This is a genomic window from Pseudomonas sp. NPDC088890, assembly GCF_044900155.1.
GTDB classification, from domain to species: domain Bacteria; phylum Pseudomonadota; class Gammaproteobacteria; order Pseudomonadales; family Pseudomonadaceae; genus Aquipseudomonas; species Aquipseudomonas urmiensis.
The window spans coordinates 72,026-92,877 of sequence record NZ_JBJDNG010000007.1 but is presented as its reverse complement, the minus strand read 5'-3'; the positions used below and the strand labels follow the sequence as shown (position 1 = coordinate 92,877).

Annotated in this window: 16 protein-coding genes and 1 pseudogene; 4 read left to right on the top strand and 13 right to left on the bottom strand. The window is 61.2% G+C overall.

Annotated features, from left to right (window positions below):
- Positions 1-53: 53 nt before the first annotated feature.
- The 7 genes from hbdH to ACI2JX_RS16300 all read right to left on the bottom strand — a co-directional run bounded on the left by hbdH (position 54) and on the right by ACI2JX_RS16300 (position 8,392).
- A complete protein-coding gene (gene hbdH / locus ACI2JX_RS16330; protein ID WP_404690497.1) occupies positions 54-824 on the bottom strand; it encodes a 3-hydroxybutyrate dehydrogenase in 771 nt (256 codons plus the stop codon).
- An 11-nt stretch (positions 825-835) separates the two neighbouring features.
- Positions 836-2,227 (bottom strand): GntP family permease, encoded by a 1,392-nt coding sequence (locus ACI2JX_RS16325; RefSeq protein ID WP_404690496.1) that lies wholly within the window; start codon positions 2,225-2,227, stop codon positions 836-838.
- A gap of 319 nt (positions 2,228-2,546) precedes the next feature.
- The gene (locus ACI2JX_RS16320) at positions 2,547-3,938 is read right to left on the bottom strand and encodes a sigma-54 interaction domain-containing protein (protein WP_404690495.1); all 1,392 of its coding nucleotides are present in this window, start codon (positions 3,936-3,938) and stop codon (positions 2,547-2,549) included.
- Positions 3,939-4,058: 120 nt separating this feature from the next.
- Positions 4,059-5,075 (bottom strand): ABC transporter permease, encoded by a 1,017-nt coding sequence (locus ACI2JX_RS16315; protein ID WP_404690494.1) that lies wholly within the window; start codon positions 5,073-5,075, stop codon positions 4,059-4,061.
- Complete coding sequence (locus ACI2JX_RS16310) at positions 5,075-6,133, bottom strand: microcin C ABC transporter permease YejB (protein ID WP_264232791.1); 1,059 nt, start codon at positions 6,131-6,133, stop codon at positions 5,075-5,077. Before ACI2JX_RS16310 ends, ACI2JX_RS16315 begins: the two co-directional genes overlap by 1 nt.
- A complete protein-coding gene (locus tag ACI2JX_RS16305; protein ID WP_404690617.1) occupies positions 6,130-7,932 on the bottom strand; it encodes an extracellular solute-binding protein in 1,803 nt (600 codons plus the stop codon). The genes ACI2JX_RS16310 and ACI2JX_RS16305 overlap by 4 nt, the downstream gene beginning before the upstream one ends.
- Before the next feature lie 178 nt (positions 7,933-8,110).
- A complete protein-coding gene (locus ACI2JX_RS16300; protein ID WP_404690493.1) occupies positions 8,111-8,392 on the bottom strand; it encodes a peptidylprolyl isomerase in 282 nt (93 codons plus the stop codon).
- Between the two features lie 161 nt (positions 8,393-8,553).
- Here ACI2JX_RS16300 and ACI2JX_RS16295 point away from each other — a divergent pair, with 161 nt between their 5' ends.
- Positions 8,554-11,508 carry an Ig-like domain-containing protein gene (locus ACI2JX_RS16295; RefSeq protein WP_404690492.1) on the top strand — a complete coding sequence of 985 codons (2,955 nt, stop codon included), beginning with the start codon at positions 8,554-8,556 and terminating at the stop codon, positions 11,506-11,508.
- A 60-nt stretch (positions 11,509-11,568) separates the two neighbouring features.
- On the opposite strand, the gene ACI2JX_RS16290 is transcribed toward ACI2JX_RS16295, so the two are convergent.
- Together ACI2JX_RS16290 and ACI2JX_RS16285 are read right to left on the bottom strand one after the other, a co-directional pair.
- Positions 11,569-12,639: a 3-deoxy-7-phosphoheptulonate synthase gene (locus ACI2JX_RS16290; RefSeq protein ID WP_404690491.1), complete on the bottom strand. Its 1,071-nt coding sequence runs from the start codon at positions 12,637-12,639 to the stop codon at positions 11,569-11,571.
- Positions 12,640-13,258: 619 nt separating this feature from the next.
- On the bottom strand, positions 13,259-13,924 hold the full coding sequence (locus ACI2JX_RS16285; protein WP_264232797.1) for a response regulator transcription factor: 666 nt from the start codon (positions 13,922-13,924) through the stop codon (positions 13,259-13,261).
- A gap of 200 nt (positions 13,925-14,124) precedes the next feature.
- On the opposite strand from ACI2JX_RS16285, the gene ACI2JX_RS16280 reads away from it, so the two are divergent.
- On the top strand, positions 14,125-14,760 hold the full coding sequence (locus tag ACI2JX_RS16280; RefSeq protein WP_404690490.1) for a response regulator: 636 nt from the start codon (positions 14,125-14,127) through the stop codon (positions 14,758-14,760).
- 95 nt (positions 14,761-14,855) lie between these two features.
- A pseudogene (locus ACI2JX_RS16275) lies at positions 14,856-14,954 on the top strand (DNA-binding response regulator); the annotation flags it as partial.
- 131 nt (positions 14,955-15,085) lie between these two features.
- Here the strand turns inward: ACI2JX_RS16275 and ACI2JX_RS16270 are convergent.
- Both ACI2JX_RS16270 and exaA read right to left on the bottom strand, forming a co-directional pair.
- The gene (locus ACI2JX_RS16270; protein WP_404690489.1) at positions 15,086-15,730 is read right to left on the bottom strand and encodes a pentapeptide repeat-containing protein; all 645 of its coding nucleotides are present in this window, start codon (positions 15,728-15,730) and stop codon (positions 15,086-15,088) included.
- 78 nt (positions 15,731-15,808) lie between these two features.
- A complete protein-coding gene (gene exaA / locus ACI2JX_RS16265) occupies positions 15,809-17,668 on the bottom strand; it encodes a quinoprotein ethanol dehydrogenase (protein WP_404690488.1) in 1,860 nt (619 codons plus the stop codon).
- 297 nt (positions 17,669-17,965) lie between these two features.
- Between exaA and pedF the strand changes: the two genes are divergently transcribed.
- Complete coding sequence (gene pedF, locus ACI2JX_RS16260) at positions 17,966-18,364, top strand: cytochrome c-550 PedF (RefSeq protein WP_372353281.1); 399 nt, start codon at positions 17,966-17,968, stop codon at positions 18,362-18,364.
- Positions 18,365-18,456: 92 nt separating this feature from the next.
- On the opposite strand, the gene ACI2JX_RS16255 is transcribed toward pedF, so the two are convergent.
- Complete coding sequence (locus tag ACI2JX_RS16255; protein ID WP_264232815.1) at positions 18,457-19,608, bottom strand: acyl-CoA dehydrogenase family protein; 1,152 nt, start codon at positions 19,606-19,608, stop codon at positions 18,457-18,459.
- A gap of 16 nt (positions 19,609-19,624) precedes the next feature.
- Positions 19,625-20,695, bottom strand: a complete 1,071-nt coding sequence (locus tag ACI2JX_RS16250; protein ID WP_368973355.1) for an enoyl-CoA hydratase/isomerase family protein — start codon at positions 20,693-20,695, stop codon at positions 19,625-19,627.
- Between the last annotated feature and the right edge of the window lie 157 nt (positions 20,696-20,852).

Genomic DNA, 20,852 nt, shown 5'->3' with positions numbered 1-20,852 from the left:
GGCCTCCTTGCAAGTGAACGAATGCAAGACCTCGCCAGGCCCACCGCCAACCCTCACTGGGCCAGCCAGCCACCATCGACGTTCCAGGCGGCGCCGCGGACCTGGCTTGCGGCCTCGCTGCACAGGAACAATACCAGCTCACCCAGATGCTGGGGGGTGACGAATGCCAAAGAAGGTTGTTTTTCGGCGAGCAAATCGTGCTGCGCTTGCTGCGGATCAGCCCCGGCCGCGGCGCGATCGTCGATCTGCTTCTGCACCAGCGGTGTCAACACCCAACCTGGGCAGATGGCGTTGCAGGTGACATTGCTGGTAGCGGTTTCCAGCCCCACCACCTTGGTTAGGCCGATCACGCCGTGCTTGGCGGCTACATAAGCGGCCTTGCCAGTAGAGCCCACCAAGCCATGCACCGAAGCGATATTGATGATCCGCCCCCAGTTGCGCGCACGCATGCCGGGCAAGGCCAGCCGCGTGCCATGAAAGACCGCCGAGAGGTTCAGGGCGATGATCTTGTCCCAGCTTTCGAGCGCAAAGTGCTCGACCGGGGCGACGTGCTGGATACCCGCGTTGTTGACCAGGATATCGACACCGCCAAAGTCGCGCTCAGCCAGGGCGAACAGGTCTTCAATCTGCGTGACCTGGGACAAGTCCGCCGGGTGGTGGGCAACCTTCACCCCGTGGCGGGCGATCTCGGCCAGTGCCGGCGCCGGATCGCCAAAGCCGTTGAGGATAATGTTCGCCCCAGCGCCTGCCAGTACCTGGGCAATGCCCAGGCCGATGCCGCTGGTGGAACCGGTGACGAGTGCAGTTTTGCCAGTCAGTGTCATGCAAAAGCTCCTTAGACGATGCCGGTGGCGTAGAAGGTCGCGATGACCACGAAAACCGCCAGGGTCTTGATCAGGGTAATCCCAAAAATATCTTTGTAGGCTTCGCGGTGGGTCAGGCCGGTGACCGCCAGCAACGTGATCACCGCGCCGTTGTGCGGCAGGGTGTCCATGCCGCCACTGGCCATCGCCGCCACCCGGTGCAGCACTTCAAGCGGGATGTTGGCGGCGTTGGCCGCTGCGATGAAACTGTCGCCCATCGCCGCCAGGGCAATACTCATCCCGCCTGATGCCGAGCCAGTGATGCCCGCCAGCAAGGTCACGGTGATGGCTTCGTTGACCAGCGGATTAGGGATGCCGCGTAGCGCATCGGCCAGCACCAAGAAGCCCGGCAGCGAGGCGATCACCGCACCGAAGCCGTATTCCGATGCGGTGTTCATGGCAGCGAGCAAGGCGCCGCTGACAGCGCTTTTGCTGCCCTCGGCCAAGCGCTGGCGGATTGCGCCGAAGGCGCACACCAGCACCATCAAGATGCCCACCAGCAAGGCCGCCTGCACCGCCCAGATCGCGGTCAGCTTGGCCACGTCGCTCTGCACTGGCGCGGCCATCCCCGGCAGTTGCAGGCTATGGCTGCTGCCGTACCACTGGGGGATCCAGTGGGTGAACAGCAGGTTCATCACCCCCACCAGCAGCAGTGGGGCGAGTGCCAGCAGTGGATTGGGCAGGGCCAGGTCGTCAGCGGTTTCTGGCTCATTGCGCAGTTCGCTGCCATAGCCTTCGCCAGCGCGCTGAGCCTTGTTGCGTTGGCGCTGCAGGTAGAGCATGCCGGTACAGAACACGAAGATTGTGCCAATCAAGCCCAGCCAGGGCGCGGCCCAGGCCGTGGTGTTGAAGAAGGTGCTGGGGATGATGTTCTGGATTTGTGGCGTGCCGGGCAGGGCATCCATGGTGAAGGAGAACGCACCCAGGGCAATGGTCGCCGGGATCAGGCGCTTAGGGATATTGCTCTGGCGGAACATTTCCGCAGCGAACGGGTACACCGCGAACACCACCACGAACAGCGACACACCGCCGTAGGTGAGCAGGGCGCAGACCAGCACGATCACCAGCATGGCCTGGCGGGTGCCAAGCAGGCGGATGGCGGCGGCAACGATCGAGCGCGAGAAGCCAGACAGCTCGATCAGCTTGCCGAACACCGCGCCGAGCAGAAATACCGGGAAGTACAGTTTGATGAAGCCGACCATTTTTTCCATGAACACGCCGGTGAAAGCGGGGGCAACAGCAGAAGGGTCGGTGAGCAGCACCGCGCCGAGGGCGGCGATGGGGGCGAAGAGGATTACGCTGTAGCCGCGGTAGGCGGCGAGCATCAGCAGCGCGAGGGCTGCCAAGGCGATGAGCACAGTCATCGGGTCTATCTCCTGGGTGAATCTTGTTTTTATGGGTTTGGAGGGGATAGCGGGAATCGTGCCAGTTGATTAAGTGATTGATTTATATGCGTTTATCTTTGAGCTCAGGAATATATGTCTCTGATTTGAGATTGTTGGGGCTGCTTTGCAGCCCATCGCAGCGGTTCGGCGCCCCGACAAGCCAGCTCCTACAGGTACAGCGGCGTTCTTGACTATCTCGCAATACCCGTAGGAGCCGGCTTGTCGGGGCGCCGAACCGCTGCGATGTGCCGCAAAGCGACCCAACTCTGCGGTCTCTAACTATAGATCGCTAATCTCATTATTGAGACAATACCCCCAGCGCGACCATCTTCTTGTACAACGTCGACCGTCCCACCCCCAGGCTCTGCGCCGTTTGCGGCACATTTCCAGCACAACGCGCCAAGGCCTCGACAATCACCTTACGCTCAAACTGCTCACACGCTTCGCGCAGATTCATCGCAACCGGCGCCCCTTCTACAGCCAGCAGAGGGCCTAGCGCTTCCTGCAAATCACTCAACCCCAAGCGCGGCTGATCCGCCAACAGCGTGGCCCGCTCCAGCACGTTACGCAGCTCACGAATATTGCCCGGCCAGGCATGGCGCATCAGCAAGGCCTGCGCCTCATCTTCAAGCTCATACTGACTGCCCAAATCCGCCAGAATCGCCTCACACAGTGCCGGCAGGTCATCCAGACGCTCACGCAGCGGCGGTACCTGGATCGGCAGCACGTTCAGCCGGTAGTACAAATCCGCGCGGAACCGGCCTTCGGCCATGGCCGCCTGCAGGTCGATGGAGGTTGCAGCGATAATTCGCACATCGCTGCGCAGCATCTGGTTGGAACCAACCGGCTCGTACTCTTTCTCTTGCAGCACTCGCAGCAGCTTGCTCTGCAATGCCAGCGGCATATCGCCGATCTCATCGAGAAACAGCGTGCCGCCTTCGGCCAATTGCAGCTTGCCGGACCGGCCCTTGCGCTCGGCACCGGTAAAGGCGCCCGGCGCGGTGCCAAAGAACTCGGCCTCAAGCAGCGTTTCAGGAATCGCGGCGCTGTTGATGCTGACAAAGGCCTTGTGCGCCCTGGCCGAGGCGGCGTGGATGGCGTGGGCCAGCAGCTCCTTGCCGGTGCCGGTTTCACCCAGCAGCAACACCGGCGAATCACTGTTGGCGCCACGCCGGGCACGGCGTTTGGCTTCAAGGCTGGCTGGGCTGGTGCCGACGAACTGGGCGAAGGTGTACTTGGCCTGGCGCGCACGCAACTGCGAACGGGTCGAAGCCAGTTCCTGCTGCATGCTCGAATAACGCTTGAGCAGCGGTGACAAGCTGCGCAGTTCATCGAACAAGGCAAAGCCAATCGCCCCGATCAGCTTGCCCTGGTCGTCATGAATCGGCAGGCGCATGACCACCAAGGGTTCATTGGGCGTATCGAGCATATCCAGCAGGATCGGCTTGCCATCGCTGACCACCTCGCGCATCAGGCTACCGGGAATCACCGCCTCGCACGGCTGGCCGATGGCAGTGGCGGCGTCCGGCAGGCCAAAGCGGCGGGCGTAGCGCTCGTTCATCCAGACAATGCGCGCCTGGCGGTCGACGATCACCGTGCCTTCGCTGGACTGCTCGATGATCTCGAACAGCGAACGGATCGCCAACTGGCGTACTTGGGGATAGTCCTTGAGGCTGTCGCTGTCGTGCATGGGGATGCCTGGATAGGTGGAGCATGATTAAAGGTTTGTCAGTCGTAGCGGGTTGGCTGTTTCGCGGGCAAGCCCGCTCCAACAGGGAGCGCAGCGATCCGCTTGCCAGTGCTGAGCCTGTTACCTGCGCGGGTCGAACGCCTCGCGCAGGGCATCACCCATGAATACCAGCAACGAGAGGATCAAGGCCAGGGCAAAGAACGCGGTGAAGCCTAGCCAAGGCGCCTCCAGATGCTGCTTGCCCTGGGTCACCAACTCGCCCAGCGAGGCGCTGCCAGCAGGCATGCCGAAGCCGAGGAAATCCAGGGCGGTGAGGGTGGTGATGGCGCCTGTGAGCATGAACGGGATGAGCGTCAGGGTGGCATTCATAGCATTGGGCAGGATATGCCGCAGCATGATCTGGGTGTCTGCCAGGCCCAGCGCGCGGGCCGCCTTGACGTACTCAAGGTTGCGCCCGCGCAAGAACTCTGCACGCACCACATCGACCAGGGTCAGCCAGGAAAACAACGCCATGATCCCCAGCAGCCACCAGAAATCCGGCTCGACAAAGCCGCTGAGGATGATCAGCAAATACAGCACCGGCAACCCCGACCAGACCTCCAGCAAGCGCTGCCCAAGCAAGTCGACCCAACCGCCGTGATAGCCCTGCAAGGCGCCGGCCAGCAGCCCGATCAGCACACTGACGACCGTCAGGGCGAAGGCGAACAGCAGCGATACCCGCGTACCATAAAGCACCCGCGCCAGCACATCGCGTCCCTGATCATCGGTGCCCAGCCAGTTTGTGCTGGTGGGCGGGCTGGGTGTCGGCACTTGCAGGTCGTAGTTGGGGGTATCGGCACTGAACGGGATCGGGGCAAACAACATCCAGCCACCCTGGCCCTCGATCAGCTCGTGTACGTATTGGCTGCGATAGTCCGGCTGGAACGGCAATTGCCCGCCAAACGCCTGCTCGGTGTAACGCTTGAGCGCCGGTACGTATAGCTCACCCTTGTACGACAGCAGCAGCGGTTTGTCGTTGGCCACCAGCTCAGCGCCCAGGCTCAGCAGTAACAGCCCGGCAAACAGCCACAGGGAAATCCAGCCGCGACGATTGTCGCGAAAGCGTTGCAGGCGGCGCCGCGAGACAGGCGAGAGCATCAGTGCGCCCTCGTGTCGAAGTCGATACGCGGATCGAGCAGGGTGTAGCACAGGTCACCGATCAAGCGAATCAGCAGCCCGGCCAGGGTAAAGATGAACAGCGTGCCGAACACCACCGGATAGTCGCGTGATACAGCGGCCTCGTAGCTCATCCGCCCCAGGCCGTCGAGCGAGAAGATCACTTCGATCAGCAAGGAGCCGGCGAAAAACACTGTGATCAGCGCCTGCGGCACCCCAGCCACCACCAGCAGCATCGCATTGCGCAGTACATGCCCATACAGCACCCGCCGCTCGCTCAGGCCCTTGGCGCGTGCGGTGACCACGTACTGACGGGAAATCTCGTCGAGAAAGGCATTTTTGGTCAGCAGGGTCAGCGTAGCGAAGCCGCCGATCACCAACGCGCCGACGGGCAGCACCAAGTGCCAGAAGTAATCCGCGACTTTGCCCAGCAGGCTCAGCTGGTCGAAGTTTTCCGAGACCAGCCCGCGCACCGGGAACCAGTTCAGCGACGTGCCGCCCGCGAACAGCACGATCAACAGCAAGGCGAACAGGAACGAGGGCAGGGCATAGCCAATCACGATCAGCGCACTGCTCCAGGCGTCGAACCGACTGCCGTGGTGCACGGCTTTGCGAATGCCCAGGGGGATGGATACCAGGTAGGTGATCAGCGTTGCCCAAAAGCCCAGCGACAGGGTCACTGGGAGTTTTTCCAGGATCAGGTCAGTGACCTTGGCGCCGCGAAAGAAGCTGCTGCCAAAGTCGAGCCTGGCGTACTGGCCGAGCATCAACCAGAGACGTTCCGGGGCGCTCTTGTCGAAACCGTACTGACGCTTGATCTCTTCGATCAGCTTCGGGTCCAGCCCGCGTGTCGCCCGCGATTCACCCTGGACCGTCTCGACCCGTGCCCCAGGTGCGCCACCGCCAATTCCTTGCAGACGCGCGACTGCTTGCTCCACGGGGCCACCGGGCGCTGCCTGGACGATGGCGAAGTTGACCAGCAGGATCGCCAGCAAGGTGGGAATGATCAACAACAGCCGGCGCAGGATGTAGCTCGTCATGGCGAAGTCTTCCGGCGCTCGGCCATCTGTTCGTTGGTCAGGGCGGTGGGGCTGATTTCCCACCAGGTATCCAGGCCTTCGTCATAGCTCGCTTGCACCTTGGGCAGGCCGAAGCGATTCCACCACACAGTCGAGCTGCCGGGCGGGTAGTAGTTGGGGATCCAGTAGTAGTTCCATTGCAGCACCCGGTCCAAGGCGTGGGCGTAGCGCAGCATGCTCGCCTGGCTGTCAGCCCGCACCAGGCCATCGAGCAGGGTATCCACGGCAGGGTCCTTGAGCACCATCAGGTTGTTCGAGCCCGGGTCGTTGGCCGATGCCGAGCCAAAGTAGTTGTATAGCTCAGCGCCCGGCGACAGGGTGACTGGGTAGCCGGTGACGATCATGTCGTAGTCGCGTGCCATCACCCGGTTGATGTATTGCGCCGAGTCGACGTTGCGAATGTTCAGGGTGATACCGATCTGTGCCAGGTTGCGCTTCCACGGCAGCAACAACCGCTCAAGGCCAGACTGGCCGTTGAGGAAGGTGAACTCCAGGGGCTCGCCCTGGGCGTTCACCAGGCGATCCCCCTCGGGCTGCCAACCCGCGCTTTGCAGCAGTTGCAACGCTTGCAACTGCTGCGGGCGGATGATCCCGGAGGCATCGGTGACCGGGGCGCTGAAGACTGTGCTGAACACCTCATCCGGCACCTGGCCGCGCAACGGTTCCAGCAGCTTGAGCTCTTCGCCATCCGGCAGTTGCCGCGCGGCCAGTGGGGTATTGGAGAACACGCTCTGCTGGCGGATGTACATACCGCGCATCATCTGCCGGTTGCTCCATTCGAAATCCCAGAGCATGGCCAGCGCCTGACGGGTGCGGCGGTCCTTGAACATGGCGTGGTCCAGGTTGAACACAAAGCCCTGGGCGGTCTGTGGCTTGGCAGGCCCCAGGTGTGCACGCTGCAAGCGGCCATCGTCGAGCTGCGCGCCGTTGTAGCCAATGGTGTAGGCGGTGGCGGAGAACTCGCGGTTGTAATCGTAGCCACCGCCGCGCAATACCTGGCGCGCGACTTCGGTATCGCCGAAAAACTCGATGCGGATACGTTCGAAGTTATAGCGCCCACGGCTGACCGGCAGGTCTTTGGCCCACCAATTGGCATTGCGCTCAAACGTAATGCTGCGCCCGTTATCGATCCGGCCGATACGATAAGGCCCACTGCCAACGGGTTTGCTGAAGCCTGCGCCACTGGCAAAGTCACGCTCTTGCCAATCGTGCTCGGGCAAAACTGGCAGACTGGCCAGATCCAAGGGCAGGGTACGGCCATGAGGCTGCTTGAAGTCAAAGCGCACCCGCTGCGGGCTTTCTACCGTGACCTTGGCGACTTCAGCGAATTGGGTGCGGAATTTAAGGCTGCCCTTGCTCATCAGCAGCTCGAAGGTAAAACGCACATCCTCGGCACGCACCGGCTTGCCATCGGCAAAGGTCGCGCGCGGATCGAGGTCAAAGCGCAACCAGGCATCGTCCGGTCCACGCTCCATGCGGCGGGCGATCAGCCCATAAACGGTGTAAGGCTCATCGAACGAACGCACTGCCAGTGGTGCATACAGCCAGCCATCGACTTCACTGACGCCAGTGCCCTTGTCGATGTAAGGCAAGATATGGTCGAACTGACCAATCTCGATCGCCGAGCGGCGTAGGGAGCCGCCCTTGGGGGCATCGGGATTGACGTAATCGAAGTGGCGGAACGCTTCGGCGTAGCGGGGGGCTTCGCCATAGACCGTGAGTGCGTGGGAAGCACCCGCATAGGCGCTGGACGACTGCACCAGCAGACAGGCCAGCAACCCGCGCCAGGCGCATTTCCCCAAACGACTCAGCACCTTGTAGGAGCGGGCTAGCTCCGCGATAGCGTCAGCAACGTCACCACAGTTAGCTGCCAGATCACCCTCGACCGAGCACCTCACCCCCACAGGCTGCCTAGCGTTCCTGAGGAACAATCGCCGATCAGTCCTGGCGGCTGGTCACTTCAAGCAGGTGGTAACCGAACTGAGTCTTGACCGGACCTTGCACGACGTTGATCGGCGCGCTGAACACCACGGTGTCGAATTCCTTGACCATCTGGCCTGGGCCGAACGAGCCCAGGTCACCGCCTTGGCGGCTGGACGGGCAGGTCGAGTTGGCTTTGGCGACTTCGGCGAAATCGGCACCCGCTTCGATCTGGGCTTTGAGTTCGTTGCACTTGTCTTCGCTGGTAACCAGGATGTGACGGGCAGTGGCGCGGGCCATGGGGTAACTCCTTGTGAGAAAAGGCACAGGGTAGCCTAATCGCTGCGTTTTGACAGCTGGGCTGTGGTGCGGACCTAGCATTTTTGCCAGTTGTTGGTTTTGGGGCGCGGCGTCAGATTGGCCGTTAGAGCACCGCCGCTCTTCGCCCAGGAAACGCTGCCATGACCGACCTGAATATTTTCGATGAGATGTACCGAAAGAAGGTAGAAGCTGCCAACAATCCGACAACTGCCCAACCCACGCCAACCCCAGTTGTGGTGCCCTCCGTTGAACCCTCGCAACCAGACAGTGCGCCTAAAATTGAAGGGAGGATGCACTTCGGCCTGAGATTCCTGGAGGCTGAGCGCTCCCATCGGTTGCTAGAGGGGGAAGCAGCAATCGAAACAATGAAGTCGACCTATGCTTCAGTTGTAGCAAGACAGGCGACTAACCGCGCGATGGTATCCACCCAGCAGGAGCCAGACGGTTTCGGGCCGGCGGTACCGACAGTTTTTGTCTTGATCGGTACTGACGACAACCCGGTTGTCGGGCTCAATCTGGCCGGTGTGCTGGGGCGCCACCTCGATCCCGATACTAACCAAGCAGTCATGGGATTACAGGTGGCTCTCAGACCGTTCGAAGGCCGGTCGACCCAGCACACTTACCAGCTGTTCTGGCATGAAGCAGGCATCGTCAATCCTGCTCCGGTATTGACTGTGCCGGTCCGGGCTGGGCAAGAACAGGAAACTATTCTGGCGGTTATTCCGGCAGCCGCTGCGGTAGTCGGTAACGGGTTGTGGTATCTCAGAGTCACCACTGCCGGCGTTGGCAACCCAGTTGAAACTGTACCGCTCGATGTGTTCTATAAGGACACTGTGCCCGGCGGAGTCGACGAGAGTCCTGCTGCAACGCACCCGGGCTTACTGGCGCCCACACTGACGCTTCCGCCGCAGCTGGTACCCGAGTCACAGATTGCCGTCACCATTGCGCCGTATGTGAATCTAACTGCCGGCGATGTCATCAGTCTGTTCATCGGCAACGTCGTGATCAGCCATACGGTGTTGGCAAGCCAAGTCATTGCGGGCCAACCGTTGGTACTGATGGTCTCCAGCACTGCGCTGGAACCTATCCAGAGTCTGGACACGGTAACGGTGTTCTGGAGAGTGGTAGACCTGGTGCTCAACCCTCAGCTCAAACCATCCCTATCAACACTGCTCAGGCCCAATTTCAGCGATGGACGACTTGGCGTCCCGCTGCTGCTGATCGACAACGTGCGGCAGGATACGGAAATTCATCTGGACGAGCTTGGCAGGCTAGATCTTGAGGTACGCATTCGCGCGACCAGCCCACCGTTTTTGATTTCAGACCAAATCGTCACCAGCTATGAAATCACCTCCAGCGATGGGCAATCGGTCCGAAGCGGAAACTTACCCATCTTGCCAGTCGGTGACGCGGAGGGCGGGGACCTTAAAAGTGCAATCCCCAATGCTGATCTACTGCTTGGTGCCGCAGGTCAGTTGTGGGTCAGCTATGTGCAGTTACGCAACGGGGTTCAGATCGATCGTTCGCCGCGCATCAGCCGATTTATCAGAGCTGCGGTTCGTCGTCTACCGGCGCCCGTAGTAAGCGAAGCCAGGGGGCTGTTGCTAGATGCCAATCTGCCTGAACTGACGGTCGAGCTGCGCTGGCCAGCGATCAGTCTGGAGGATAGGGTTACAGTCGTGCTCGATGGCACTACGGCGACTAACCGGAGCTTCCAGAATACATTTGCATTTCCCATCGATAGCCGGGATGTCGAGAGCGGAGTCAAAGTTGTAAGGCTCAATGCGTCTGGAATGTTGGCTGAGGTGGATGGCGGACGATTGACTGTAAGCTACCGAGTGCAGCTAGGCGAGGCGGAGCCGGTGTCGTCAGCAGCGCTTAACTTGCTGGTGGGTGATCAAGTGGCATTGCTACCCGCTCCGTTAGTGCAGGGGCTGAGCCAGAACAGAACCTTACCTTCCACTAGCAGCGCTACCGTCACGATCACCTACGACGGCATGAGCTCGGAGGATTATGTAAGCCTGGTGTTGGTACCGTCGACGAGTGCAACTCATACCATCGAACAGTCCGGCTCTACCACGCCGGTGTCGATCACCGTTAAGCAAGATGTCGTTGCCAGCTGGCTGAATGAAGTGGTGCAGGTCTTCTACACAGTGAGGGATCGCAACGGCCGCGTACGTCTATCGCAGCAAGAGACGATGATCGTTGCCGACCCTCAACCGTTGAACCTGGTGCGCCCAGAGTCGCCGCTTGCTGTCGGTGGGCTGCTCGCTCCAGCCGTGATTCCAGAGATACCCGGTGCAACCTTTACCGTGAATTTCCCCGGGATGCTCCCGCTGGATCAAGTGCAATTATTGGTGAGCGGTGTTGGTTCACATGCCAGCGCAGTTCAAACCGTCAGCCGTCCTGGGCCGCTCACGTTTGTTGTTCCTCGAAACGTCATTTTGTCCAGTCTACTGAAGACCGTGCGGGTCTATTACACCTTGACTCGAAACGGGCAAGCTCCTCAGCATTCAGCCCAATTAGACTTATTGGTCAACCCACCGCTGATGGTGGATCAACGTCCGCTGGTGCTTAATGGCATTTCTGTAAAAATGCCAACTTGGACAAGAACCGGGGCGGACTCTATTAATAACACCGCCGTTAGGGCCGCGACTGGTGGACAAGCACCCTACACCTACAGTTCTAGCAATCCTGCGGTTGCCTCAGTGACTTCTACCGGGCGCGTGGTCGGGGAAAGGAATGGAAGTGCAACCATCACTATTGCAGATGCAAGAGGAACACGGGTTTCCTATCAGGTGCAGGTGAGTAACGTCTACACTCTGGTAGTCAACACCGGCAAGCTTAGTGATGCTCAGTTCAATACCTGGCTGAGACAGACGGGTGTGCATGTTAGCCAGCCAATGAGCTCTGACATCACTCGAGTGTATGGCGCCATGCAGCTGAGGCAATATACCTGGTTAAGCGTTCCTCCAAATAGTCCGCGATATTGGTGGTTCTTTCACACAACCATTCGCTCCAGCGCTGCCTGGGGCGCTGATGGTGGCCCACACCAGCGCTTGAATGGAGTCTGCGCGAGGCTGTACAACGCCTAAATGCAGCTAAGCAGCACCCGCAACCGCCCGACAGCAGTGCGGGTGCTTTTGGCCCAAGGCTCAAGCACCCTGGCGGGCGAGTTTGCTCGCTGCAGTTGTGAGAAGTTGCGCTGTTTTGTCCCAACCCAAACAACCATCAGTGATGGACACACCGTATTTCAACGGTGTTTTGCCCAACGCCTGGCACCCATCGAACAAATGCCCCTCAAGCATCACCCCCACCAACGACGTATCGCCTGCTAAGCGTTGCGCCAGCACCTGTTCGAACACCGCCGGCTGCCTTTCCGGATCCTTGCCACTGTTGGCATGGCTGCAGTCCACCATGATTCGCGCCGCCAGACCGACCTTGGCCAAGCCAATGCGTGCCTGAGCCACGCTATCGGCATCGTAGTTCGGCCCTTTGTGGCCACCGCGCAGCACCAGGTGCGTATCAGGATTGCCCAGCGTCTCGATGATCGCCGGGTAGCCTTGCGCATCCATCCCGAAGTGGCGATGCGGGTGCGCCGCGCTGCGCATGGCATCGCAAGCAATGCCAATACCGCCATCGGTGCCATTCTTGAAGCCCACTGGCAACTCAAGCCCACTGACCATCTCGCGGTGAATCTGCGATTCGGTAGTGCGCGCACCAATCGCGGCCCAGCTCAGCAGGTCATCGAAGTAGCCAGCGGCCATCGGTTGCAGCAATTCGGTGGCAATCGGCAACCCGCGTTCGAGCATGTTCAGCATCAAGCCACGGCAGAGGGCGATACCGGCGTGCATGTCGTCGCTGCCATCGAGGTGCGGATCGTAGGCCAGGCCTTTCCAGCCGACCGTGGTGCGCGGTTTTTCCACGTAGGCGCGCATCACCAGCAGCAACTGGTCATCGACCTCACGGCTCAAGGCGGCGAGGCGGTCAGCGTATTCCAGGGCTGAACGTGGGTCGTGGATCGAGCAGGGGCCAACGACGACCAGCAGGCGCGAATCGCGGCCGTCAAGAATATTGCGGATGGCCTGGCGGTGCCGCTGCACTTGCTGGGCGAGTTCGCTGGATAGCGGCATCTGCTGCTTGAGCAGGTGTGGGCTGGGTAGGCGCTGGCTGACGGTGGTGTTGGCAGCTTGCGGTTGGGTCAGGGCGAGGTTGGAGGCTTGCATGGCGTAATGTTCCCTGGGCGGACGGCGGGTTGATGCCCGCGCAGTCGGCCCTATCGAGGTGTTCGACAGATCGTCAAATGGGGTTGTTGTGCGGCATTGCCACCACGAATCGACCGAACGGAGGCGGCAGGCTGGCCCGAACGGGATTGGCTAAATCGCCAGGCGTAGGTGCTTGGGTAGGCGTAGGTGGCGTAGTTCATCGATCTGTCCTCAGGTGCAATCTGTGTGTTTTCAAAGGTCTGGAAAAGCAAAACCCCCGGTCGGGGAGCCGACCGGGGGTTGAGTATTCTCGTATTCGGCGGCCCCTCGAAGAGTGGGCGCCGTTGGGGTATCAGCGGCGCCTAGTGGCTAAACCAATACCCAAAATAAAAGCTGGCAACAGACGAGCAGCCGACAACGGCCAGCACGCGGCGCAGGATGCGAGCGGTGTGGTTGGCGTGGTCGTGGATGCTGTGGGTCATGTTGCTCTCCAGTGAATGAGCCCGAGCTTACTGCACCTGTAACAAGGTGTTCAATGGATAAATGCTATCGGCGCAATGATTTTTCTGACACACCATTGCTCTCAAAACCAGCAAGGCCCGCTGTAGGAGCGGGCTTGCCCGCGAACAGACCCTAAGGTTCACCGCCGCAGATAAGCACTGAAATCGATATCCCCAGCACTGAGAATCGCCTGCACCCGATTGTGCACATTGAGCTTGCGCAAAATCGCCGACACATGCGCCTTGACCGTGGTCTCGGCGATATCCAGGTTGTAGGCGATCTGCTTGTTCGACTCGCCCTTGGTCATCCGCTCGAGCACCAGCAGTTGCTTGCGCGTCAGCGCCTGCAGCAGCTCCGGGGCAAAGCCATGGTGCTCGCTGGTCGCACGGCGGCTGCCCGGTTTCTGGGTGCGGATGATGTCCGGTGGCAGGTAGACGTTGCCGTTGAGAATCTGCTCGATCGCCTCGGTCATCTGCGAGCGCGGCGAGGACTTGGTGATAAAACCTACCGCACCATAGGTGATCGCCTGCAACACCACTTGCTTGTCCTGTTCGGCTGACACGATCACCACCGGAATGGTCGGGGCTTCGTTGCGCAGGTTCATCAACCCGCCCAGCCCATGCATGCCCGGCATGTTCAGATCCAGCAGGATCAAGTCCAAATCATCGTGTTCACCGGTCAGGGCCAGGGCGCTGTCGAGGTCTGCGGTCTCCATCACTTCGCTACCGGGAAAGCCATCGGCGATCACATTGTGGATGGCCTCGCGAAACAACGGGTGATCGTCGGCAATGAGGATCTTGTACATGGCTGTGCACCTTATTGTTGTATGTGTGCTCGCACGCAAGGGGCAGTTCGCTAGGCAGCCCTTGTTATGCCGCTATTAAGAGCCGGTAGCAAGGCTTTGTGAATGCGACCATCGCCAGGCAAACCAGTACCAAAGTAGTAGAGGGTGGCAGGCGCGCTGCTTCTAGCATGGGGCGATACCTTCGCGCAGGAGCAGCACCCATGGCCATTTTGCTGGTGGACGATCATCCGCTGCTGCGCATCGGCCTGGCGGCAACCTTGGCCGATGGGATGCCCGAGATGCAGGTGCTGCAAGCCGACAGTGGCGAGGCGGCCCTGGCCCAGGTCCAGGCCCAGGTGCCAGGGCTGGTGATCATGGACTTCGATTTGCCCGGCATCAGCGGATTGGAAACTACCAAGCGACTGCGCCAGCGCCTGCCGCAGCTACGCGTGTTGTTTTTCAGTGAACACACCGAGCTTGGCGTGGTACGTCAGGCCCTGGAAGCGGGGGCGTGCGGGTTCTTGTCCAAGCAGGTGGCTCCGCAAGTGTTGCTTGAAGCGGTGCAGCGAACCATGGCTGGGCATGCCTATATCGAGCAAGCCCTGGCGACCGCGCTGGCTTGCCAGCCGCGTCAGCATGGGCAGGACCGTTTGCAGGGATTGACCCAGCGCGAAACGGAGATTTTCCTGATGCTGGCCAAGGGCACGGCGGTGCGCACTATCGCCGAGCAGCTGTGTATCAGCAGCAAGACCGTGTCTAATCACCTGACTTTACTCAAGAGCAAATTGCAGGTCAGTTGCCAGGCGGAGCTGGTGCACCTGGCCATCGAGGCGGGGTTGCTGCGGGTTGCCGCCTGAGGGGGTTCAATACAGGCCTCTTCGCGGGCAAGCCCGCTCCTACAGGCTCAGCGCCAGCGCCAAGATCAGCGCGGTACCTGTGGGAGACCGTGTCCAATCACCTGACCTTGCTCAAGAGCAAATTGCAGGTCAGTTGCCAGGCGGAGCTGGTGCACCTGGCCATCGAGGCAGGGTTGCTGCGGGTTGCCGCCTGAGGGGGTTCAATACAGGCCTCTTCGCGGGCAAGCCCGCTCCTACAGGCTCAGCGCCAGCTCCAGGATCAGCGCGGTACCTGTGGGAGCGGGCTTGCCCGCGAAGAGGCCGCAACTGACACAACCACACCGCTTCACTGCCAAGAGTCTGGACAGCCCTGGCAACCTTCCATATTGCTGTCCTGGAAATTCGCATAATGCTGCCGCGTCCCGCGCAGGTCGGCATTCTCAAGGTTGCTCTCGCCAAACTTGGCCTCCTGCAAATTGGCATCGGCCAGGCTCGCACCCTTGAGGTCAGCCTTGCTCAGCCAGGTCATTTCCAGGTCAGCCGCCTTCAGCGAGGTGCCATGCAGCTTGGCCCCCGACAGCCTGGCGAACTCCAGGTAGGCCGCAGACAAGTCGGCTTTTTCGAAGTTGGCACCCTGGGCAAACATGCCCCAGGCCTGGACCGCGACCAGTGTCGCACCTTGCAGCTGGGCCAGGCGCAGGTTGCTCTGTTGCAGGCTGGCACGGGTCAGGTTGGCGCCGCGCAGATCGGCTTTTTCCAGATTGGCCAGATCAAGCCGGGCGTGGCGTAGATTGGCCTCGCGCAGGTCAGCGCCGGACAGGTCCATCTTGCGCAGGTCCTGGTTGTTCAAGTCGGCGCCACGCAGGTTGGCGTTGGGGCATTTGCTTTCTGCGGCGATGACGCAGCCATTGATCGTCAGCGGCACGTCGGCCTGATCGTCGGCGAAGGCGCTGGGGAGCAGTAGCAGCAGGGCCAGTGGCAGGTAGTTCATGACAGGCTCCAGGCTTACAAATGTGCAGGAGCGGCGGTGCGCCGCTCCTGCAGGGGAGATGGAAATGGGCGATCTAGGTCAGCGCCGAGCGGTCTTGGTGTCCCACGCAGGGATCTTGAACACCCAGAACGATCCGCCCTGCGCCACGGGCTTGGTCAGCTCGGCCATGTCGCCACCCCACAGCGGCACCGCGCCGCCGTAGCCTACGGTCACACCGATGTACTGCTCACCATCCTGCTCCCAAGTGATAGGCGGGGAGACGATGCCGCTGCCGGTCTGGAATTTCCACAGCTCATCGCCAGTCTTGGCGTTGAAGGCCTTGAAGTAGCCGTCACCGGTGCCGGTGAACACCAGGTTGCCCTTGGTTGCCAGCACCCCGGCCCACAGCGGCAAGCGCTCCTTGTGCTCCCAGACCATCTTGCCGGTGGTAGGGTCCATGGCACGCAGCGAGCCTACATGGTCCTCGTACATGCGCTTGATCCGAAAGCCCATGCCCAAGTACGCCGAGCCCTTCTTATAGTTGACCTCTTCGGTCCAATACTCTTCTTTCCACTGGTTGGACGGTACATAGAACAGGCCGGTGTCCTGGCTGTACGCCATGGGGTTCCAGTTCTTGCCGCCGAGGAACGGCGGCGACACTTCCACGGGCTTGCCCTTGGTCTGCCCAGGCTCCGGCTTGGCCGGGCGCTGACCTTCGTTTTCTACCGGGCGGCCGGTTTTCAGGTCGATATGACTGGCCCAGGTGATGTTGTCGGCGAACGGGAAGGCGTTTTTCAGCTTGCCGTTGCTGCGGTCGACCACATAGAAAAAGCCGTTGCGGTCGGCGTGGGCAGTGGCCTTGAACTGCTTGCCGTCCTTGTCCTTGTAGTCGAACAGCACCAGCTCGTTGTTGCCGGAGAAGTCCCAGGCATCGTTGGGGGTGTGCTGGTAGAACCACTTGACCTCACCGGTGGTGGGATCGACGCCGACCTGGCCTGAGGTGTAAAGGCTGTCGTAGTCGTGCGGGTTGCCGTCCTTGGAAGTGCGCGCCCAGGTGTTCCAAGGCCCGGGGTTACCGGCGCCGACGATGATGGTATTGGTTTCGGCATCGAAACTGGCGCTCTGCCAAGGCGCGCCGCCACCATGGCTCCAAGCCTCGACCTTGCCAGTCTCGGTGCTCGGATCGTCGGGCCAGGACGGCGCCTTGACGTCGCCGGTGGGGGTGCTGTCCTTACCATTGAGGCGGCCCATGTGGCCTTCGACGAAGGGCCGCATCCATACCTCTTCACCGGTGTCCGGGTCACGCGCATACAGCTGGCCGACTACACCGAACTCATCGCCGGAACTGCCATGGATCAACAGCACCTTGCCGCTCTTCTGGTCTTTGACGATGGTCGGGGCGCCGGTCATGGTGTAGCCGGCGCTGTGGTCGCCGAACTTCTTGTTCCACACCACCTTGCCGGTGTCCTTGTTCAGCGCCACCAGACGCGCATCGAGGGTGCCGAAATAGATCTTGTCGCCATAGATGGCCGCGCCGCGGTTGACCACGTCACAGCAGGGGCGAATGTTGTCTGGCAGGCGGTGGTTGTAGGTCCACAGGCGCTTGCCGGTCTTGGCGTCGAGGGCAAATACCCGCGAGTAGGAGCCGGTGACGTAGATCACCCCGTCGTTGACGATGGCCTGGGACTCCTGGCCGCGCTGCTTCTCGTCGCCAAAGGAGAACGACCAGGCTGGCGTGAGCTTGAACACGTTGTGGTCGTTGACCTGCGCCAGTGGGCTCCAGCGCTGGGCGTTGGTCCCCATGCCGTACTGCAGCACGTTGTTGGTGGTCTTGTGGTCGTCGGCGATGTCTTCCCAGGTGACCGGCTTGGCCTGGGCGGTACCGCCAATGGCCAGGCTCGCCAGCAGCAGGGCAGCAGAAATGGGCGAAAGCATGGCGGGTAACGTTCTTGTTGTCATGGTGGAGTTCCCAGTGAGGTTGTGGCCTGCATAGCCTGGAACGCCACCGCTCGGCGAGATACGGAAATCTTCCCGGCCATTACGGGAAAACTTCCCAGGGCGGGCATGATTTGGCATTGCCCCGCACGGGCTACGACCAAGGGAGGAGGGCGCGGCCACCAAAGCAGCATGGGGGCCGCCCTGGCCGCTTTCTAGGATGCTCCAACCGCCTCGCTCTCAGAGGTGGCGCGTGCACTCTCTGAAGTCGAGGCCAGAACAATGACAATCGTGAAAAACGCCTGCAAATCCACCCTGCTGATGCTTGGCCTGTGCGCTGCCGGCGCTGCCAGCGCCCATGGCAACGTCACCCCAACGGCCGTCAATACCGAAGGGCTGGAGCCGCTTGGCAGCGAATGGCGCGCCGAGAACCCGTATCGCGACAGCAAGGATCACGACAAGGCGGTGTCCATTGGTGCGTCGGCGTATAACCAGAACTGCGCGGCATGCCACGGCCTGGAGGCCAAGTCGGGCGGGATTGCCCCGGACTTGCGCATGCTCGATGAAGGCGCGGCGGGAGATGAATGGTTTGTCGAGCGCGTGCGCAATGGCGCGGTGCGCGATGGGCGGGTGTATATGCCCAAGATGGCGGATTTTCTCAGCCAGGAGGCATTGTGGGCGGTGCGTACCTACCTGGACAGTGTGCATGTGACGGAATGATCGCATCAGGGCCGGCCTCATCGCGGGACAAGCCCGCTCCCACAGCGGGTAGGCGCGGGCCGGCCCCGCAATGAGGCCGGCAGGTGTTGCGCCTACAACGGATAGTTCTTCAGTTCCCGCGCAATCAGCATCCGTTGAATCTCGCTTGACCCTTCATAAATCTGGGTAATCCGCGCATCCCGGTAATAGCGCTCCACCGGGTAGTCCTCCAGATAGCCATAGCCACCATGCACCTGAATCGCCATCGAGCACACCCGTTCAGCCATCTCCGAGGCGAACAGCTTGGCCTGCGAGGCCTCCGACAAGCACGGCTTGCCGGCACTGCGCAGGCGCGCTGCATGCAGGATCAACAGGCGCGTGGCATTGATCTGCACCTGCATGTCCGCCAAGAGGTTGGCAATGCTCTGGTGCTCATTGATCGGCTTGCCGAACTGGATGCGATCACGTGAGTAGACCAGCGCTGCTTCAAAGGCGGCGCGGGCAATACCCAATGCTTGCGCAGCGATGCCGATGCGCCCGCCTTCCAGGTTGGACAGGGCAATCGCCAGCCCCTTGCCGCGCTCGCCGAGCAGGTTGGCGGCGGCAATGCGGCAGTTGTCCAACGTCACCGCGCAGGTGTCGGAGGCGCGAATGCCCATCTTGTGCTCGCTGCGATCAACCTTGAAGCCAGGGTTGTCGGTGGGCACCAGGAAGGCTGACAGGCCCTTCTTGCCAAGCTCCGGGTCCGTTACCGCGAACACAATCGCCAACCCGGCGCGGCGGGCATTGCTGACAAACTGCTTGGCGCCGTTGATCACCCACTGGCCATCCACCAGCTCGGCGCGGGTGCGCAGGTTGTGCGCCTCGGAACCCGCCTGGGGTTCGGTCAGGCAGAAGCAACCAATGACTTCGCCACTGGCCAGGCGTGGCAGCCAGGTCTGTTGCTGTTCAGGCGTGCCGTAGGCGAGCAGCGGCCCGCAGCCGACCGAGTTGTGGATGCTCATCAAGGCGCCCGTGGCGCCGTCACCGGCGGCAATCTCTTCAACCGCCAGGGCGTAGGCGACGTAGTCGGTGTAGCTGCCGCCAAAGTCTTCCGGAACGACCATGCCCAACAGGCCTAACTCGCCCATCTTGCGCACTACGCCATCATCGATCCAGGCGGCTTTTTCCCAGGCTTGGGCATGCGGGGCGATCTCGCCACGGGCAAAGTCCCGGGCCATATCGCGGATCATGATTTGCTCTTCGCTCAGTTCCAGGTCTTGCATCTGCGTACTCCCAGCCTTACAGGCCTTCGAAGAATTGGTCGACTCGGGCCTGTTGCAGCTGCTTTAGGCTCGGTGGGTTCCAGCGGGGCTGCTTGTCCTTGTCGATAATCAGCGCGCGTACACCCTCGATGAGGTCGCCGTATTCGAACCACTGGCGATCCAGGTGCAGCTCCATGGCAAAGCAGTCTTCCAGCCCCAGATGGCGGCCACGGCGCAACATCTGCAGGGTAACCGCCATTGCCAGCGGCGAGCGGCTTTCCAGCTGGTCGGCGGTGGCCAGTGCCCATTGATGGCTGTCGCCAATGGTCACCGCTCGCAGTTGCTCGATGATGCTGGCCAGGTCGGGCTGGGCGAAGAAGTGATCGATCACTGGGCGCAGCCTGGCCAGCGGCGCGTCATCGAGGACCTGGGTGCCGAGCTTGGCCAGCAGGCCCTGGAGATCTTTCAGTGGATGCTCGCCGAAGCTGATGCGCTCCAGTGCTTGATCCAGGGCCGATAGCTTATCGCTGGCCAGGTACCAGTCGGCCAGACCGCAATACAAGGCATCGGCGGCCTGGATCTGCGCGCCACTGACGCCCAGATAAGTGCCCAGCTCGCCGGGGATGCGCGACAGGAAATAGCTGCCGCCGACATCCGGGAAGTAACCGATGGCGGTCTCCGGCATGCCTAAACGGCTGCGCTCGGTGACCACCCGCAGGTCGGCGCCCTGGGCCAGGCCCATGCCGCCACCCAAGGTGTAGCCGTCCATCAGCACCAGAACCGGCTTGCGGTAGCGGTGGATGCACTTATCGAGGGCGTACTCCTCGACGAAGAACTGTTCATGCAGCGTGCTACCGGCCTTGAAGCTGTCATACAGCGAGCGGATATCGCCGCCGGCGCAAAAGCCCTTGGGGCCTTCTCCACGCAGGACAATGGCCTGCACCTGGCTGTCATCGGCCCAGGCGTCCAAGTGCTGCTGCAGGCTGCGCACCATATCCAGGGTCAGGGCATTGAGGCCGGCGGGGCGGTTGAGGGTGAGGTGGCCAATCTGATTGCGGACTTCGGCCAAGACATGATCCGTTGCCGAAATGTGAGCATGCGCGGTCATCGCGTTCTCCCTGCTTTGTTATTGATTTTCCAAGTGAAGTCTGGAGTGCGCTGGAGGATCAGGGGATCCTGTCATGCGAATTTGCCTTGCACAATCGACAATTATGCAGGGCCTGCCTGCATTTTTACCTTAAAGGCGCGCCTTCCGGACTGGGTCT

What these genes read in the sequence shown, in the direction of transcription:
- ACI2JX_RS16325 (WP_404690496.1), bottom strand. Translation starts at nt 2,227, where the DNA reads ATGACTGTGCTCATCGCCTTGGCAGCCCTCGCGCTGCTGATGCTCGCC.
- ACI2JX_RS16280 (WP_404690490.1), top strand. Translation starts at nt 14,125, where the DNA reads ATGGCCATTTTGCTGGTGGACGATCATCCGCTGCTGCGCATCGGCCTG.
- pedF (WP_372353281.1), top strand. Translation starts at nt 17,966, where the DNA reads ATGCTTGGCCTGTGCGCTGCCGGCGCTGCCAGCGCCCATGGCAACGTC.
- ACI2JX_RS16310 (WP_264232791.1), bottom strand. Translation starts at nt 6,133, where the DNA reads ATGACGAGCTACATCCTGCGCCGGCTGTTGTTGATCATTCCCACCTTG.
- ACI2JX_RS16300 (WP_404690493.1), bottom strand. Translation starts at nt 8,392, where the DNA reads ATGGCCCGCGCCACTGCCCGTCACATCCTGGTTACCAGCGAAGACAAG.
- ACI2JX_RS16250 (WP_368973355.1), bottom strand. Translation starts at nt 20,695, where the DNA reads ATGACCGCGCATGCTCACATTTCGGCAACGGATCATGTCTTGGCCGAA.
- ACI2JX_RS16255 (WP_264232815.1), bottom strand. Translation starts at nt 19,608, where the DNA reads ATGCAAGACCTGGAACTGAGCGAAGAGCAAATCATGATCCGCGATATG.
- ACI2JX_RS16290 (WP_404690491.1), bottom strand. Translation starts at nt 12,639, where the DNA reads ATGCAAGCCTCCAACCTCGCCCTGACCCAACCGCAAGCTGCCAACACC.
- ACI2JX_RS16295 (WP_404690492.1), top strand. Translation starts at nt 8,554, where the DNA reads ATGACCGACCTGAATATTTTCGATGAGATGTACCGAAAGAAGGTAGAA.
- hbdH (WP_404690497.1), bottom strand. Translation starts at nt 824, where the DNA reads ATGACACTGACTGGCAAAACTGCACTCGTCACCGGTTCCACCAGCGGC.
- ACI2JX_RS16270 (WP_404690489.1), bottom strand. Translation starts at nt 15,730, where the DNA reads ATGAACTACCTGCCACTGGCCCTGCTGCTACTGCTCCCCAGCGCCTTC.
- ACI2JX_RS16320 (WP_404690495.1), bottom strand. Translation starts at nt 3,938, where the DNA reads ATGCACGACAGCGACAGCCTCAAGGACTATCCCCAAGTACGCCAGTTG.
- ACI2JX_RS16285 (WP_264232797.1), bottom strand. Translation starts at nt 13,924, where the DNA reads ATGTACAAGATCCTCATTGCCGACGATCACCCGTTGTTTCGCGAGGCC.
- exaA (WP_404690488.1), bottom strand. Translation starts at nt 17,668, where the DNA reads ATGACAACAAGAACGTTACCCGCCATGCTTTCGCCCATTTCTGCTGCC.
- ACI2JX_RS16315 (WP_404690494.1), bottom strand. Translation starts at nt 5,075, where the DNA reads ATGCTCTCGCCTGTCTCGCGGCGCCGCCTGCAACGCTTTCGCGACAAT.